The following is a 16,048-nucleotide window of genomic DNA, read 5'->3' as shown; positions in this document are numbered from 1 at the left end:
GAACCTGGCATCACGGAATTCGTTTTATAGGCTGGCTGAGGTAACGATATGACCGCAAAAGAACACAACAAGCTCGTAGGTATTTTTCTCATGGCCCATGGTGGAATGCAGGCCCTTGTCATAGGCTTGGTAACGCTCATCTATGGCGTCCTCGGCGTCGCCTTGATCGCGGGCGGTAGAGCAGGCGAAGAGAGATTCGTCGGGGCCGCTTTTATCGGCGTCGTTCTGGTCCTCGCGTTTTTTACCATTCTCTTTACCGGTTCGCAGATATTAGGAGGCTATAAGCTCTTTAAGGAGCGAGCCAACGCGCGGACCTGGGGCATTATCGGCAGCATTGTGTCCTGTTTGTCGTTCCCGATCGGGACCGCTGCGGGCGTTTACGGGCTGTGGTTTCTGTTCGGCGAGGAAGGCAAACGCTTCTATCTCGGCGGACCCCAATCGCAGCAGATGTTTCAGGCGCCGCCGCCGAATAGCTGGCAATAGTCAGAACCACCTGCGGTAGCGGGTGGTTGAACTTAACAGATTGAATGCCTCTTGATCGAAAGGCGATCTTAAGCCACCTGCTACCGCAGGTGGTTCTGACCTTATTATGAGAAAAACTATTGGCGTCATCGGCGCCGGAACAATGGGTAACGGCATCGCTCAAACGGCAGCGGCAGCAGGATTTGACGTCGTAATGTGCGACGTTTCTGCGGATCTTGTCGAGCGCGGCATTGCAAACATTACCAAGAGCCTCGACAGGTTCGTAAAGAAAGAGACGATGACGGAGGAACAGAAGAGTCAGGTGCTCGGACGGATCAAGGCTACCTCCGACCTGAACGACCTTGCACCGTGCTCACTCGTCGTTGAAGCGGCAACCGAGAATTTCGATATCAAGAAGCAAATATTCGAAAAGCTCGACTCTATCTGCTCAGCGGATGCGATTCTTTCCTCGAATACCTCGTCGATCTCAATAACCAAGATCGCAGCCGTCACGAAGCGGCCTGACAAAGTAATCGGAATGCACTTTTTCAATCCGGTTCCGCTTATGAAGCTGGTTGAGGTTATTCGCGGAATTGCAACTAGTGATGAGACTTATGCAATAGTTAAAGCGCTTTCTGAAGAGTTGGGCAAAGTTCCCGTTGAGTGCAATGATTATCCGGGATTTGTCTCGAATCGAGTCCTGATGCCGATGATAAATGAGGCTGTCTTTGCCTTGCACGAGGGCGTCGCGACCAAGGAGTCCATCGACGAGATCATGAAGCTGGGCATGAATCATCCGATGGGCCCGTTAACACTTGCTGATTTCATTGGCCTCGACGTCTGTCTCGCAATACTTAACGTCCTTCACGAGGGGCTCGGCGACCCAAAATATCGCCCCTGTCCGCTGCTTAAGAAATACGTCGATGCCGGCTGGCTCGGCCGCAAGAACGGAAAGGGCTTCTACGATTACGCCTAACGGCCAGTAGCGTGACAGATCGAGTCCCCGCTTGCGGCCCGCCTTATGCATCGGAATCTTCGAACATTCATCGACGCCCTTCGACGCGAAGGCGAGATCATAGAGGTCGCCGCCGAAGTTGACCCATATCTCGAGATCGCCGAGATACACCGCCGCGTGATCGAAAAAGGGGGCAAAGCCCTCTTTTTCCGACACGTCAACGGATCTGAATTTCCCGTAATAACGAACCTGTTCGGAACCGCTCGCCGTATGGAGCTTGCTTTTGGGCCTGAGCCGCTTGCCTTTGTAAAGCGCATAGTTGAGGCCGCTGGACAGCTTTTGCCTCCAAAACTCGGGAAACTCTGGGAGTTTCGCGATCTGGCACGCTCGGCTGCGAAACTTGGTGTGCGGTCAGTTCGACACGCCCCCGTTCTCGAACGGCGGCAGGCCGCGGCCGATCTCACCAAACTTCCGCTGCTGCAACTCTGGCACGAAGACGGCGGGCCGTTTCTCACCCTTCCGCTTGTCTATACGGAAAGCCCGACGTCCGGCAAACACAATCTCGGCATCTACCGAATGCAGCGATATGACAAGACGACGACCGGCATGCATTGGCAGATCGGAAAGGGCGGCGGATTTCATTACTACGAAGCAGAACGCCTTAATAAGGCATTACCCGTCACCGCATTTGTCGGAGGGCCGCCGGCACTGATGCTCGCGGCGGCCGCGCCCCTGCCCGAAGGTATCCCCGAATTGATGCTCGCCTCACTCCTTGCAGGCGGCAAGATCAGCACGGCCAAGAATCCGCTCGGCGAGGGTGCTCATCGTTTGCTCGCCGAGGCCGAATTTGCAATCTGCGGGCATGTAGCGCCACTGGAACGAAAGCCTGAAGGCCCTTTCGGCGATCATTACGGGTACTATTCGCTCGCACACGATTATCCCGTCTTTCATGCCGACGCGGTCTTTCACCGCAAGGATGCGATCTATCCGGCCACCGTAGTCGGCAAGCCGCGTCAGGAAGACTTTTACATCGGCGATTTTCTACAGGAGCTCCTCTCGCCGCTGTTTCCGTTGGTGATGCCTGCGGTTCGGGATCTCTGGAGCTATGGTGAGACGGGCTTTCATTCGCTGGCGGCTGCCGTCGTTCAGGAGAGATACGGACGCGAGGCGTTATCGGCCGGCTTCCGTATTCTCGGAGAAGGGCAGCTTGCATTGACCAAGTTCCTCCTGCTCACCGACACGCCACAAGACCTTCGCGATTTCAAGCCACTATTCGAGCACATTCTCGAGCGCGCCGATTGGAAACGTGATCTGCATATCTTCAGCCAGACTGCGTTCGATACGCTGGACTATGCCAGCGGCAAGATCAACTTTGGCTCAAAGGCGATCGTGATGGGCGTAGGCGACGCCAAAAGGGAACTCATTACGGAATTTGGCGGCGAGCTGCCCCGCGGCATTCGCGAAGTCGAGCCCTTCTGCCGCGGTTGTCTCGTCGTCGAAGGTGCAGAATACGGGGAAGATAAGGATCTCGCCCAGCGCGTTGCCAAAGATGATGCGTTCAGCGATTGGCAGGTTATCGTAATTCACGATAGGGTCGAATTTGCTCGCTCAACCGAGAAATTCCTCTGGGCGACATGGACAAGATTTGATCCGGCCAGCGACATTTTCGCCCGTGAGATCGATACAAGGAACAACCACATCGGCTACACCGCGCCCATCGTCATCGACGCCCGCATGAAGCCCTGGTATCCCGGCGAGGTCGAGCCGCGCGAGGACATTGTTGATCTCGTTGATCGCCGCTGGAGTGAATACTTCAGCTAAGATGACGCTGTCCCGACTATATTTATGGCTCCCAGCGGCTCTGGCGGCCGTCGCGTTCCTGTGTATAGCCTACGGATATTTTATCGAACCCGACCGGCTCGTTGTGGTTGAGGATACGATCACGGTCAACCGTCTCGAGCCTGCATTTGACGGCCTGAGGATCGTCATGATCGGCGACATTCACGCCGGATCGAACAGCATCGACGAGGCCAAGCTTCGCCGCATTGTCGAACTCACAAATGAACACTCGCCCGAGCTGGTCGTGATGCTGGGCGATTATGTTTCGGAGGCGACGGCGCGAGACGCAGACGGAAATCGAATGCTGCGAATGCCCATCGCGGTCATTGCAGAGAATTTGAAAGGCATCCGGGCGACTTATGGCGTGTTCGCCGTGATGGGCAATCACGACCGGTGGCGGATGACGCCAAATATCGGTGATGCTCTGAAAGGAATTGGCTATCGCGTGCTCGACCACGAAATCGCGACGATCGAACGAAACGGCCGGCCTCTCCGCATCTTTGGGATGAAGGATCACCTCAGTCTGCCTGATCCGTGGACAGTTACCTCGGCGAACGCAAAACGGATAGTTGAGGCATCGGGCGACGGCGATATGATCGTGCTCCAGCACAGTCCGGACATGCTCGGTGTGATTTCGGGGATGCTCTCGATCTCGCCGGACCTGCGCCTCATGCTGGCCGCTCACACGCACGGCGGCCAGGTTCGCTTTCCCCTTATCGGCGCTCCGATCGTGCCGTCAAACTACGGACAAAAGTATCTGCGTGGCCACATACGCGAGAATAATGTTGATATGTACGTCACCAGCGGGATCGGAACGAGCATCCTGCCCTTCCGGTTTCTCGTCCCGCCCGAGATCGTAGTGCTGACGTTGCGAGTTGGTTAGGCTTCGGATGGAGCCACATAGCCACAAAGCACACATAGTCCTGAACTTCCGCTTCGGCCAATGTGTCCTATGTACCTATGTGGTTGATCTCACCTCAGCATCTTTTTCACGCGGTCAAGATCGCCGTCGTTCTTGGCAGGCTTTAGCTTCAGTATCTTGCACATCAGATTGTAAACCTCAATATTTTCGAATGGTTCGGCCACGTAGCCCTTCTTAAAGGCACCGCCGTGCGCGACGAACGTCGCCATCATTGACTGGTATCGATTGTCATAACCGTGAGCTCCGCGGCTGTTCTCGGGATGATCCAGGTCTTTGAACCAACCGTCGTACCACTTATGGTTCGTTGTCATCCAGCCTTCATCGCTTGAACATACGATCGGAGCAACTCGGCGGCCCTTGTTGTAGTGGAGCCGCGCCGGAACATTCTCCTTTTTCCAGCATGTTACGTGAGCACGATCCTTTACGCGATCATAGATCTCGTCGAGCTTGCCGGGCTTTGGAAAGATCTGGATGATCTCGCTCGTCCAAAGCACTTTCTCCGCCCAGTCGAGATCGAAATAGTCGTCGAGGAAGGTCGCGTTCTGCGGTTGGACCGACGCCATGCCGTGGTCGGAAACGATAATAACATTGACCTTCTTGTCGATCTTGCGAGCGCGCAGGCCGTCCATCAGCCGAGTGAGGTACCAGTCAACCTCCTGAACTGCATACTTGATCTCGGGCGAGTCCGGCCCGAACTCATGCCCGACGTCGTCGGTGGTCGAAAAATACGTCGTCAGGATCGTCGGCCTCTTCTCGCTCGGCTCATCAAGGAACTTCAGGAGCTCATCGATGCGCATCAGGTTAGGGACGCGGCCGTTGTAGGTTCGCCAGAATGTCGAGTACGTATCAGCGATCTTTGCCTCGCTGCCGGGCCAGAAATAACTCGACGCGCGCTGGCCTTGCTTCTCGGCCGTTACCCATATCGGCTCGCCCCACCACCAGCGCGGATCACGGACCTCCTCGCGCTTTGACATTGTAAAGACCTCGCCAAAATCGTAAACGTTATTCTCTACGATCCCGTGATTCTCCGGATAGAGGCCCGTAACGATCGTGTAATGATTTGGAAACGTCTTGGTCGGGAAGGAAGGGATCATCCACTTCGCCTTGACGCCGTCTCGTGCCAGGGCCGCGAGCGTTGGCGGCTGATATTTGTCGATATAGTCCCAGCGAAAACCGTCAAGCGAGATAAGTATGACCGTTGGTTTCAGGTCCTTGATCGGCTGCTGCGACGCCACCGGAACTGAGAACACAGAGGCGATCAAAGCGATTAGGGCGACACCGGCTGATCTACGGATCGATCTCATAAAATTTCTCCAATGAAAGATTGTGAAAGTGCTGTTAACCATTATAATTACCAGTCAGACGTAAACCGAAATCTACATGCAAGGAGAATTAAGATTATGAAGGCCGCTTTCCAGGTCAGTTCTCTCGTGATAATAGTCAGCGTTATGGTGTTCTTTGCTCCGTCGTGCCGCAGTATCTCCAGTCCATCGAACGGAACTGCTCCGACGACTGATGTATCCGCCGACAATCCGCCAAAACCCGTTGAGAAGGATATTGCGGGCAGCTATGCGACCGACGGGACAAATCCCGATGGTAAGGGCGAGTACAAGGCCGATCTGACCATTACGAAGCATGGCGAGGTATTCCAGTTCTCATGGAACTCCGGTGGAAATGAGTATGACGGAGTTGGCGTCGTGAATGGCAACCACGCCGCGGTTTCCTACACCGACGGGACCGACGGAAAAGGCTGCGGCGTCGTGCTGTATCAGATCAAGGAGGACGGCACTCTGCAGGGCAAAAGCGGCTACTGGGGCGTCAACGAGGCTGAGGTCGAAAGTGCCCGCCGCACCGGCGGTACGGGGCTAGAGGGCAGCTATTCGATCAAGGGCACCAACCCGAACGGCAAAGACTACAGCGGAACCCTGACGGTCTCAAAGGCCGGCGAAGGCTATACGTTCAAGTGGAATACCGACAACGCCGTTGAGGGATTCGGCATACGCGGCGGCGATATGATAGCGGTCGGCTTTGGCGGTAGGAAATGCGCATTTGTCGGCTATGACATCAAGGACGACGGCACGCTCGACGGAAAATGGGGCAGCGCCGCGTCAAAGACGTTCGGGACCGAGGTCGCGAAAAGGAAGTAGAAATTTTGCCACGAATTACACGAATAAGCGGTTCTATGATGCGTGCAATTTGTGGCTAATTCCTTACGCCTGACCCATAATAGTTATCTCCGATTTGATCGAGTTTGCTATGTAGCACTGCTGATGGGCCTCGTGATGCAGGTCGGCAATCTCCTGCGCTGTCGGCATCTTATCGCCCGACCATCCGATCTGTGGGTCGAGGGTGATCTTTGACATCCACTGCCTGCCATCCACACCAGCCATCATCTCGCCGACGGCTTTATCGGTATAGCTATCAATGTTGTATCCAGCCTTCGCCGCCAGCCACAGGAACGTCAACATATGACACGACGAAGCCGACGCAACCAACGCCTCCTCAGGATCGACCGCCGCTTCGACAGAGAATCGTGGCACAACCTGCGGCGAACTAGACGCTGGAACACTCACCCCGCCGTCAAACTCCCACGTGTGCCCGCGCGTGTAACGGTTCTTTGTAAATATCTCCGGTGAATCGGACTTCCAAACGACCTTTGCTGAGTACGTTGACATAAGTTCATCTACGGGTTAAGACGGTATAGCATCCGGGGAAACGGGATGGTCTCTCGGACGTGTTCGATGCCGCACATCCATGCTACGGTGCGTTCGATGCCCATGCCGAAGCCGGCGTGGGGGACGCTGCCGTAGCGGCGAAGATCTAGGTACCATTCGAAGGTCTCCTGGTCGAGGCCGTGGTGTTTTAGCTGCTCGATGAGGTAGTCGAGGTCCGCGGCGCGTTCGCCGCCGCCGATGATCTCGCCATAGCCTTCGGGGGCGAGAAGATCGATTCCCAGAGCGTATTTCGGGTCATCTTTATCGACCTCAAAATAGAAGCCCTTGATCGCGGCAGGGAAATGGTGCACGAAAACCGGATGGCCGAAATGTTTGGATAGATACGTCTCATCAGGAGCGCCGAAATCGCCGCCCCATTCGAAATTGTTCTCGAGTTCGCCCTTCGCATGGCCTTCCTGCAGGATCCTGACGGCGTCGTCATAATGGCAGCGCGGGAATCCGGCCGTGATGCCTTCGAGCACGGAAACGTCGCGTTCGAGCGTCTTCAGATCCTCTTGTCTATCGGCAAGAACACGGTCGCGAATGAACAATATCAGCCCTTCAGCCAGGTCCATCATGTCTTCGTATCCTGCGTAGGCAACTTCAGGCTCGACCATCCAGAATTCGGTCAGGTGGCGGCGAGTCTTTGATTTCTCGGCTCGAAACGTAGGCCCGAAAGCATAGCTCTTTCCAAATGCCGCCGCTGTCGCCTCGTTATACAGCTGTCCGCTCTGCGTAAGGTACGCCTTGTCATCACCAAAATAATCAACCTCAAACAACGTCGTCGTCCCCTCGCACGCCGCTGGCGTGAATATCGGGGTATCGGCGAGCGTAAAGCCGTTGTTGTCAAAATAATCACGAACGGCCTTGATGACAGTATGCCGGACTTTGAGCACGGCGTGCTGCTTCTTTGACCTGATCCACAAATGCCGATGGTCCATCAGGAACTCGGTGCCGTGATCTTTCGGCGTGATCGGGTAATCGTGAACGTTTTGCAAGACCTCCAGGCCCGTTACGTCCAGTTCGACGCCGAGCGTCGAGCGCGTATCTTCCTTGACCGTGCCGGTGAGGATGATCGATGATTCCTGCCCTAGCGAATCAGCAAGTTCAAACAAAGCCTCGTCGTTCGGCTTAAAAACAACGCACTGCACGATGCCGGTGCCGTCGCGGAGCTGTAGAAACACGAGCTTCCCGCTCGAACGCTTGTTATAAAGCCAGCCCTTGAGCGTCACGGAATTGCCGATCTGCTCCTTCAACTGATTGATATATGTCTGCGCCATAAAAACTTTGAGTTTAGCACAAGGCAGCCAGCTTGACTTAGACTGTAGGGAATGGCCGACGCGGAAAAGAAAAAGAAGGTCGATTATTCAAGCGCCTGGGCCGAGGCACGGCGGATCATCTGGAACGCCCGCTGGCGACTGGCTATCGGAAGTGCCCTGCTGCTTATTTCACGACTAGCGAGCATGGTCCTGCCGGCGTCGATGAAGTACGTCGGCGACGAAGTGCTCACGAAAGGCGATTATTCCATGCTGACGTGGATAGCCCTGGCCATCGGCGGGGCGACGCTGGTTCAGGGCTCGACGGGATTTGCTCTCTCTCAGATACTCGGCGTAGCGGCACAGCGGGCGATCACCGAGATGCGAAAGCGCATTCAGGCGCACGTCGAGCGTCTGCCGATCTCATACTTCGACTCGACCCAGACCGGCCAGCTTATCTCGCGGATAATGAGCGACGCCGAGGGCATTCGCAATCTCGTTGGCACCGGCCTCGGGCAGATACTTGGCAGCAGCGTTACGGCCGTCGTCTCGATTGGCGTGCTGTTTTGGATCAACTGGCAACTCACGGCGGCGACGATGGTAGTGCTGATCGCGTTCGGCGTCGCATTGTTGCTTGCCTTTACGCGACTGCGGCCGATATTTCGCGAGCGGAACGTCATCAACGCCGAGGTTACCGGCCGCCTTGGTGAATCGCTCGGCGGAATTCGTATCGTTAAGGCATACACGGCCGAGAAACGAGAAGAATTGTCATTTGCCCGCGGCGCTCATAAACTGTTTCGCAACGTCGCCAAAACCGTCACGGGCGTCTCCGCGATCAACTCATTCGCCGCGGTAATTGTTGGCGCCGTCGCCGTGGTGATGATCGTCATCGGCGGAAACGCGATCCAGGCAAAGACGATGACACTCGGCGATTTCCTGATGTACATCTCGTTCACCTTTCTTCTCGCGATGCCGGTGATCGAGCTTACGTCTATCGGCACCCAGATAACCGAGGCTCTTGCGGGCCTCGACCGCATTCGCGACGTGATGTCGATGGCAACGGAGACGGACGAAGACGCGGGACGCGAACCATTGGGCGATGTAAAGGGAACTGTCGATTTCGAGAATGTCCATTTCGAATATGATCCTGGCGTCCCGGTGCTAAAAGGCGTTTCGTTCCACGCCGAGGCCGGCACAACGACTGCGCTCGTCGGATCGAGCGGTTCGGGCAAATCGACGATCCTCAGCCTCGTGCTGAACTTTATCCAGCCGACAAACGGCAGCATTGCCGTAGACGGGAGGAGCCTTCAGGCCGTGCGGCTGCGTGACTATCGCAAGCACCTAGGTGTCGTTCTTCAGGACAACTTCCTCTTTGACGGCACGATCCTGGACAACATACGTTTTGCAAACCCCGAGGCCGACCTTGATGAGATCAAAGCAATGTGCCGCGTCGCGAATGCGCACGATTTTATCGAGCAATTCCCAAACGGCTACGACACTATCGTCGGCGAGCGGGGCGTTAAACTGTCCGGCGGGCAGCGTCAACGCATCGCCATCGCTCGAGCTCTGCTCGCAGACCCGCGAATCCTTATCCTCGATGAGGCGACGTCCAGTCTCGACAGTGAGTCCGAGGCCCAGATCCAGGAAGGATTGAATAATCTCAGAAAGGGAAGAACGACCTTTGTCATTGCCCATCGCCTGTCAACCATCCGCAGCGCAGACCAAATACTCGTCGTCGAGGCGGGTGAGATAGTCGAACGAGGCACGCATGAGCAATTGATCGCGATGGACGGCCGGTACAAACAGCTTTATGATAAGCAGTACCGTTTTGAGCAGAATCTTTTCGTAAATCCGGGCGAGGATTTTACCGGCATACAGGCCGAATCACTTGCTCAAACCAAACTTTAATTCAGGAGGATTTCCGTGGCCGAACAAAGTTTCTCTAACCATACGCGTTGGTATCCGCTCGTTCATTTTGTGCTCTTTCCTCTGTTGTTGGCCCTTATTGGTTTCGAGGTAGTGCAGATCTCCCGGGCACCGGCCCTGGACCATCTCGCGCATCTATTGTTGATCATTGCGGTTGCCCTGCTGTCACTCGCCGCCCGGCTGCAGGCCCTTAGAGCCCAGGATCGTGTTATCAGGCTCGAAGAACGTTTGCGTTACAACTCGGTCCTCAACCCGGAGCTGGCCAACAGAGCGTCAGCCCTGCGCACGGGCCAGGTGATCGCTCTCAGGTTTGCTCCGGATGAGGAACTGGCGAACCTTATCGAGCGGACGCTCAATGACGAATTCGCGACGAACAAGGACATCAAGAGGGCGATCGGGAACTGGCGTCCGGACTATCTGCGGGTGTGATCATTCACAGTGCGGGACGAATATACGCCGTATTTCCGGGAAACGTCCAAGGCTTTCGCTCGAACGGCACGCCATTCGAAGCATCGGCTTGATGAACGGCACGAAATAGGTCTTGCCGCGCATCACTGACTGATACGCGAACGTCCCGGCGGCTTTCAGGCATCGCTGGATCGTCTGCAAGCGGAATTCGTAAGCGAACTCTTCCTCATCTATACGAGGAAGCCCAAGTTTTACTCTCAGATCGAGGAAGAACTTGCGTTTCTCGGCAAGCCACTCACGCGAAGGCAGTTCGGTGATGCGGTCGAGCAGCAGGGAGTCAAGGTCATAAGACGTTGAGCCAATCCGTGCGTCCTGATGGTCAATTATCCGCATCTTGCCGGCTCGGTCTATCATCAGATTTGCGGCGTGGTAATCGCGATGACACAAAACGGACGCGAATGTCGCGACCTCGTCCGCAAGCTCGTCAAACTCAGCCGAAAGTCGAGCATCCTCTGTCGGTGAAAGGGGTCGTTTCAAATACGTCGCAAAGTAGTGCTCCTTGAAGTAGTCCAATTCCCACCCAAGCTTCTCCTTGTCAAAACGCAGCCGCGAGGCTACTGAACCCGTATCAAAGGCCGTCGGCGTTGCCGCCTGTATCATTACTATCAGGGACATTGCCTCATTCAACAGCCGCTCTTGCTCAGCCGGTTCAAGGCTCAGCAAACAGTCGCGTAAGTTCGTGTCACCGAGGTCTTCCTGGACGACAACGCCAAGATCGCTGTCGAAGTCGAGTATCTCCGCCACTGGCAAGTGAACGCTGAGAAAGAGGCGGCTTACGTCAAGGTAGGTTTGCCCGGCCTGGTCGGCCGGCTCGGGGTAGACACACGCTATGGCGGTAGCTTCACCCCAATCAATGCGAAAATACTCACGCGTTGATGCATCTGCTGTTAGAGGGGCAACATCAAATTCTTTCCCTTTACGTTGGAGATAGGCCCGGAGCCTATCGTTGGCCGAAGTTACCATTTACGGGTGTATGCGAAGGCTTCCTCCTCGCGGTCATTATCTATTGATATCAACAAGAGCTCCCGCGAGAAACAGCTTGCCGTCGCTGGATAAGAAAAGTTCTTTTAGATGGCCACGGCCCGACACGTTTCCATGACCTCCAAAACTCCTGTCGGGAACTCCGTTCTCGTCGTAGCGAAAGATGGCCCAGCCGTCGTCGAGCTTGTTAGGATGCGAACACTCCCGGACACATGGCCGCGTGATCGCGACCAGGATCTTTCCGTCCGGCTGGAGTAGAAGATCCAGCCAAATAGACGCCGTCCTTTGCCGTTCCGGAGACAGATCGTCCAGCGCTGCATGTTCGATGACCACACTCTGTCCGATATTGAACTTAACGTCGGGCAAACCGGTCTTCGTATAACGCCTAAATACATAATCGCCATTGGCCCAGCCGCCGACAAGGAGATTTCCCCTTGAGTCAAAGGCCGCGGCATGGTTCGAACCATTTCGCTGGATATCAGTCACCAGAACACCATCCGCGGCAAATGACCTGTCCGGTGTTCCGTCTGAATTATGCCGAAAGAGGGTCAGGGTATCGAAGGCCCCAACCACTATGAATTTCCCGTCCCTCTGGAGAAGAATCTGGCTAGCCGGGTGGTGAAAAGCCGGTGCATTCGGTTGAGACACCTTGCCATGCCTCCCGAAGTCCGAGTCCGGCTTACCGTCTCGCCCGAACCGGAGAACCTGTAACGGTTCGCCATAGCCATTTCCCGCGACCATGATCTTACCGTCCGACAAAAGGACGATTCCGATCGGTTGCGAGAATTGAGACCTTAGTTCCGTTACTATCCTGCCGCCAGTTCCAAACGCCGGGTCTCTCTTTCCATCAGCGGTGGTTCGGACAATAGAGAGATAGTCATATCGCGCATCGGCCATATCGGGATCTTCGGACGCAAGATATTTCGTCTCCTCGGCTGTAAAGAGATACGAGTTGTCAGCTTGAATACTCGAGAGAAAGACGGTGCTTCCGCCAGCACCGCTTTCGGGTGTGGTCCGGCTTTCGAGAGCACCCGTGAGATCGTAACGATAAATGTCATTTCCATATTGGACTGTAATCTTGTTATCAAACGACAGGAGTGCACGATGAAGAAACATATTCTTCTGCTGAGGAGGCACGACGGGGTCAACGACAAGTTTTCCCCCGGAACCAAAGGTCTCGTCAAGTGTTCCGTCCCCGTTCAAACGAGCTATCTCAAATGACGCCGGGCGACTTGCGACCTCGGCTTTCCTTAGTTTTTCGCCCTCTGCGTCACGGAATTTCTGCCAGGCATCGAAGAAAGCGCACCCAGCGGTAGCCGCGGCTAGTAGAGCTAAGCAAAGGAGAGTTGTTGACCTGAACTTGATGAGCATGCAGGCTCTCAACCTAAATCTAGTCGAATAAGGGCACAATGTAGTTGTCCCCCTGAATATACCCTTTCATCGCCTTTTGTGGTATCTCTCTACAACTCCTGAGCATGTCAGCCTTAACGATGGCGACATTCTCAAAGTGTTCGCCCGGAGCGATCGTTACGCCGTCGGCAACAATTGTGCGGTAGAGCGATGCGCCGTTGCCGATCGTCACATCATCCCAGATGACCGAATCCTTAAGGCTGGCTGCTCCCGTCAAACGACAATTTCTGCCAAAATGGACATCACCACCGAGCATCATCGCGAGCGAGATATCCAGGTAGCGCGGAATCGTCGAGAGTTCGTACCAGTCACCATCCGAAACATGTGCCGCGATCTTACCACCTTGGCGAATATATGGAATATAGACGTCCGTGACCGTATCCGATGGGACGCCGGCCGGGATGAGGTCGAATATCGCTGGTTCCGCGATATGAATACCCGTGAACATGAGCGGCGTCGAGATCGGATGCTCTACATCTCGCAGCTCGGCCTCGCTCACAGGCGTCGCATGCGGCCCAAACCGCTTGATCTGGCCGTCTTCGGTCTCGACGATAGTAAACCGTTCACGTTTGTGGTTCGCCTTGAGCACCATTGTTGCAACGGCACCGGAACTCTTGTGAGTTTGGATGGCCGCCGCGATGTCGATATTCGTGATTATCTTGCCGTTGACGATGAGAAAGGTGCCGTTTTCAAGCAGTTCTCGCGCATTTTGGAGGGCTCCGCCGGTGCCTAAAATGTCAGGCTGTTCGATCGCGTAATCGATATGAACACCAAATTCGCTCCCGTCTCCGAGAGCATCTATCACCGATTGCGGCTGATGATGCAGATTGACAACAAAATCCTTAACACCAAAGCGAGCAATGTACTCGGCGACATAGCCTACCAGCGGCTTTCCGAGAAACGGTATCGCCGGTTTGGTCCGGTCGATAGTCAATGGAAACAGCCGCGTGCCGAACCCGGCCGCGAGGATCATTGCCTTCATAATTAGATTCAACAGGGCGGCGGTGCCCAATGCTAGATGATATGGAATGATATCGCGTTAGACAATTCTCTCTATCTGCTTTATTGTGAACAAGTAATTCCGCTGCAAGAGCATACATGACCGGAAAGAACGACCGCAAAGAGATCTTCGGATGGATGCTCTATGACTGGGCCAATTCCGCATTTTTCACCGTTGTCATCGGAGTTCTGATCGGGCCATATCTCTTGAACCTCGCGGCAACGGCGGTTGGTGAAGATGGCACCATCCTTGATCTCTTCCTTTTTCGCGTGACACCGAAGGGCCTGCCGGCCTTTTGTACGGCGCTCTCGGTTGTCTCCATGGTCCTCTTCCTCCCGATCTTGGGGGCAATTGCCGACTACACGAACCTGAAAAAGCTGCTCATGGCCGTTTTCTCCTACATCGGTGTGTTGTCCGCGGCGGGATTGTTCTTTGTTACGGAATCGTACATCGCCTGCAGCGTCCTCTTTATCGTTGGCACGATGACCTTTGCCGCTGCAAACGTATTCTACAACGCCTTCCTTATCGATATTACGACCGAGAATAATCGGGACAAGGTCTCAAGTTACGGATACGGACTTGGCTACCTGAGCGGCTTTCTCGTGCTCATTCTTAGTGCCGTCCTGCTCAGCAATGCCGAGTCGCTGGGTATTTCGACCGGCCTCGCCGTGCGGCTTTGCTTTTTTGGTGCCGCCCTCTGGTGGGGGATCTTCGCCGCCATATCTTTCGCTATGCTTAAGTCGCGCGGGGTCTCAAAGGCTATTCCGCAGGGACAGAACGTCGTGACAATAGGCTTCTCAGAGCTCCGGGCAACGCTGCGGGAACTTCGCGGCCTCCGCTATACGATGCTGTTCCTGATCGCGTATCTCTTTTACAACGACGGTATACAGACGGTCATTCTGCAGTCTTCGGTCTTTATTTCCAATGAGCTTTTCGCTCCCGACCAGAGGGCTGGCGACCTCGATAAGCCCTTTTTGATCCAGATATTTATCGTCGCCCAGATCTCCGCATTTGCCGGGGCAATCATCTTTGAACGGATCGCCCGATATCTTGGTGCAAAACGAACGATCATCTTGTCGCTTGCGATCTGGTGCGGAATCGTCATCTATGCCTATGGGTTCTTTGCGACGAAGACGCAGGCGTACGTTATGGGCGCATGTATCGGCATGGTTTTGGGCGCAGCTCAGGCGATGTCGCGGTCGCTCTTTTCGCAAATGGTCCCGCCGGGAAAGGAATCGTCCTTCTTCGGCCTTTACGAGATATCTGAAAAAGGCACATCGTGGATGGGCCAGCTCATGTTTGCTATCATTGTCGCATCTACAGGGTCTTTCAGGTATGCCATTCTCGGATTGATGGTGTTCTTCGTTATCGGGACCGTGATTCTGCTCTTTACCGATACGACGCGAGCCATCCATGCCGCCGGAAACCTTACTCCGGAAGAGGCTGGCGGAGTGAAGAGCTAGAGATGGCTGAGTTGGCATGATAACGCGGTGACGCAACAGGATGTCCCGGGCCGTGCTCAATATCAGTATTCGTTTATGGGAGAAATGATCAATGGAACCTGCTAACGCCGGGCGAATAGTGACGATATTTGGTGGCTCAAAATGTGTTGAGACGAGCAGGGAGTATATTGAGGCCAAGGATCTCGGCGGCCGGCTTGCCGAGGCGGGATTTACGATCTGTACCGGCGGCTATCTCGGGGTGATGGAGGCTGCGTCGCGCGGTGCGCGAGAAAAAGGTGGCCGTGTACTCGGAATGGTAATGAATCAGTTTCGGCACGAACCAAATCGTTTTCTTACTGAAAAGGTGGCTTCGGATCATTTTTACGACAGACTGCAGAATTTGATCACGCGCTCGGTCGGCTTCGTCGCTCTCCGCGGCGGCATGGGAACGGTTACGGAGGTGTCGCTCGTTTGGAATAAGCTGATGACCGGTGTTCTCGATCGCAGGCCGCTCGTCCTTCTTGGCGAGTGCTGGCCGCCGATCGTCGCAGCGTGGCAAAAGTATCTGGTCGTCACTGACGCTGAAACATCGATGCTGAACTTTGCGGCGACTCCCGAGCAAGCCGCTGAAATCGTAATGGAGAGATCTCGAGGAGTAGTTGTATGAATTGTC

At 55.0% G+C, this 16,048-nt stretch carries 15 protein-coding genes; 9 read left to right on the top strand and 6 right to left on the bottom strand.

The features are described 5' to 3' along the window. Positions 1 to 48 precede the first annotated feature (48 nt). The 4 genes from IPM59_10830 (at position 49) to IPM59_10815 (ending at position 4,139) form a co-directional block, all read left to right on the top strand. Positions 49 to 483 (top strand): hypothetical protein, encoded by a 435-nt coding sequence (locus IPM59_10830; protein MBK9216074.1) that lies wholly within the window; start codon positions 49 to 51, stop codon positions 481 to 483. Between the two features lie 103 nt (positions 484 to 586). After that, positions 587 to 1,438, top strand: a complete 852-nt coding sequence (locus tag IPM59_10825; GenBank protein MBK9216073.1) for a 3-hydroxybutyryl-CoA dehydrogenase — start codon at positions 587 to 589, stop codon at positions 1,436 to 1,438. Positions 1,439 to 1,483: 45 nt separating this feature from the next. Beyond that, positions 1,484 to 3,238 carry a UbiD family decarboxylase gene (locus IPM59_10820; protein MBK9216072.1) on the top strand — a complete coding sequence of 585 codons (1,755 nt, stop codon included), beginning with the start codon at positions 1,484 to 1,486 and terminating at the stop codon, positions 3,236 to 3,238. 1 nt (position 3,239) lies between these two features. Further along, complete coding sequence (locus IPM59_10815) at positions 3,240 to 4,139, top strand: metallophosphoesterase (protein MBK9216071.1); 900 nt, start codon at positions 3,240 to 3,242, stop codon at positions 4,137 to 4,139. Positions 4,140 to 4,228: 89 nt separating this feature from the next. On the opposite strand, the gene IPM59_10810 is transcribed toward IPM59_10815, so the two are convergent. Continuing rightward, positions 4,229 to 5,482: an alkaline phosphatase family protein gene (locus IPM59_10810; protein ID MBK9216070.1), complete on the bottom strand. Its 1,254-nt coding sequence runs from the start codon at positions 5,480 to 5,482 to the stop codon at positions 4,229 to 4,231. Between the two features lie 96 nt (positions 5,483 to 5,578). Between IPM59_10810 and IPM59_10805 the strand changes: the two genes are divergently transcribed. Then, a complete protein-coding gene (locus IPM59_10805) occupies positions 5,579 to 6,325 on the top strand; it encodes a hypothetical protein (protein MBK9216069.1) in 747 nt (248 codons plus the stop codon). Positions 6,326 to 6,388: 63 nt separating this feature from the next. Here IPM59_10805 and IPM59_10800 read toward each other — a convergent pair whose 3' ends face one another. Continuing rightward, complete coding sequence (locus IPM59_10800; protein MBK9216068.1) at positions 6,389 to 6,853, bottom strand: OsmC family protein; 465 nt, start codon at positions 6,851 to 6,853, stop codon at positions 6,389 to 6,391. 8 nt (positions 6,854 to 6,861) lie between these two features. After that, positions 6,862 to 8,172, bottom strand: coding sequence for an asparagine--tRNA ligase (asnS, locus tag IPM59_10795; GenBank protein MBK9216067.1), 1,311 nt, complete (start codon positions 8,170 to 8,172; stop codon positions 6,862 to 6,864). A 51-nt stretch (positions 8,173 to 8,223) separates the two neighbouring features. On the opposite strand from asnS, the gene IPM59_10790 reads away from it, so the two are divergent. Next, positions 8,224 to 10,056 (top strand): ABC transporter ATP-binding protein, encoded by a 1,833-nt coding sequence (locus IPM59_10790; GenBank protein ID MBK9216066.1) that lies wholly within the window; start codon positions 8,224 to 8,226, stop codon positions 10,054 to 10,056. 15 nt (positions 10,057 to 10,071) lie between these two features. Then, positions 10,072 to 10,503 (top strand): hypothetical protein, encoded by a 432-nt coding sequence (locus IPM59_10785; GenBank protein ID MBK9216065.1) that lies wholly within the window; start codon positions 10,072 to 10,074, stop codon positions 10,501 to 10,503. On the opposite strand, the gene IPM59_10780 is transcribed toward IPM59_10785, so the two are convergent. Genes IPM59_10780 through IPM59_10770 form a run of 3 tightly spaced genes read right to left on the bottom strand, consistent with a single transcriptional unit; the run spans position 10,504 to position 13,915 of the window. Continuing rightward, a complete protein-coding gene (locus IPM59_10780) occupies positions 10,504 to 11,505 on the bottom strand; it encodes a phosphotransferase (protein ID MBK9216064.1) in 1,002 nt (333 codons plus the stop codon). Between the two features lie 36 nt (positions 11,506 to 11,541). Further along, positions 11,542 to 12,894 carry a hypothetical protein gene (locus IPM59_10775; protein ID MBK9216063.1) on the bottom strand — a complete coding sequence of 451 codons (1,353 nt, stop codon included), beginning with the start codon at positions 12,892 to 12,894 and terminating at the stop codon, positions 11,542 to 11,544. Between the two features lie 19 nt (positions 12,895 to 12,913). Further along, positions 12,914 to 13,915 (bottom strand): NDP-sugar synthase, encoded by a 1,002-nt coding sequence (locus tag IPM59_10770; GenBank protein MBK9216062.1) that lies wholly within the window; start codon positions 13,913 to 13,915, stop codon positions 12,914 to 12,916. A gap of 116 nt (positions 13,916 to 14,031) precedes the next feature. Between IPM59_10770 and IPM59_10765 the strand changes: the two genes are divergently transcribed. Then, positions 14,032 to 15,396, top strand: coding sequence for an MFS transporter (locus IPM59_10765; GenBank protein ID MBK9216061.1), 1,365 nt, complete (start codon positions 14,032 to 14,034; stop codon positions 15,394 to 15,396). Between the two features lie 91 nt (positions 15,397 to 15,487). After that, entirely contained in the window at positions 15,488 to 16,042 is a 555-nt protein-coding gene (locus IPM59_10760; protein ID MBK9216060.1) for an LOG family protein, read from the top strand. Positions 16,043 to 16,048: the final 6 nt, after the last annotated feature.

It is taken from the genome of Chloracidobacterium sp. (genome assembly GCA_016715795.1).
GTDB lineage: Bacteria > Acidobacteriota > Blastocatellia > Pyrinomonadales > Pyrinomonadaceae > OLB17.
Note: the sequence above shows the minus strand (reverse complement) of the source record. Positions and strands in the feature narration are given on the sequence as shown.

What these genes read in the sequence shown, in the direction of transcription:
- IPM59_10815 (MBK9216071.1), top strand. Translation starts at nt 3,240, where the DNA reads ATGACGCTGTCCCGACTATATTTATGGCTCCCAGCGGCTCTGGCGGCC.
- IPM59_10780 (MBK9216064.1), bottom strand. Translation starts at nt 11,505, where the DNA reads ATGGTAACTTCGGCCAACGATAGGCTCCGGGCCTATCTCCAACGTAAA.
- IPM59_10805 (MBK9216069.1), top strand. Translation starts at nt 5,579, where the DNA reads ATGAAGGCCGCTTTCCAGGTCAGTTCTCTCGTGATAATAGTCAGCGTT.
- IPM59_10760 (MBK9216060.1), top strand. Translation starts at nt 15,488, where the DNA reads ATGGAACCTGCTAACGCCGGGCGAATAGTGACGATATTTGGTGGCTCA.
- IPM59_10810 (MBK9216070.1), bottom strand. Translation starts at nt 5,482, where the DNA reads ATGAGATCGATCCGTAGATCAGCCGGTGTCGCCCTAATCGCTTTGATC.
- IPM59_10800 (MBK9216068.1), bottom strand. Translation starts at nt 6,853, where the DNA reads ATGTCAACGTACTCAGCAAAGGTCGTTTGGAAGTCCGATTCACCGGAG.
- IPM59_10770 (MBK9216062.1), bottom strand. Translation starts at nt 13,915, where the DNA reads ATGAAGGCAATGATCCTCGCGGCCGGGTTCGGCACGCGGCTGTTTCCA.
- IPM59_10820 (MBK9216072.1), top strand. Translation starts at nt 1,484, where the DNA reads ATGCATCGGAATCTTCGAACATTCATCGACGCCCTTCGACGCGAAGGC.
- IPM59_10790 (MBK9216066.1), top strand. Translation starts at nt 8,224, where the DNA reads ATGGCCGACGCGGAAAAGAAAAAGAAGGTCGATTATTCAAGCGCCTGG.
- asnS (MBK9216067.1), bottom strand. Translation starts at nt 8,172, where the DNA reads ATGGCGCAGACATATATCAATCAGTTGAAGGAGCAGATCGGCAATTCC.
- IPM59_10765 (MBK9216061.1), top strand. Translation starts at nt 14,032, where the DNA reads ATGACCGGAAAGAACGACCGCAAAGAGATCTTCGGATGGATGCTCTAT.
- IPM59_10775 (MBK9216063.1), bottom strand. Translation starts at nt 12,894, where the DNA reads ATGCTCATCAAGTTCAGGTCAACAACTCTCCTTTGCTTAGCTCTACTA.
- IPM59_10830 (MBK9216074.1), top strand. Translation starts at nt 49, where the DNA reads ATGACCGCAAAAGAACACAACAAGCTCGTAGGTATTTTTCTCATGGCC.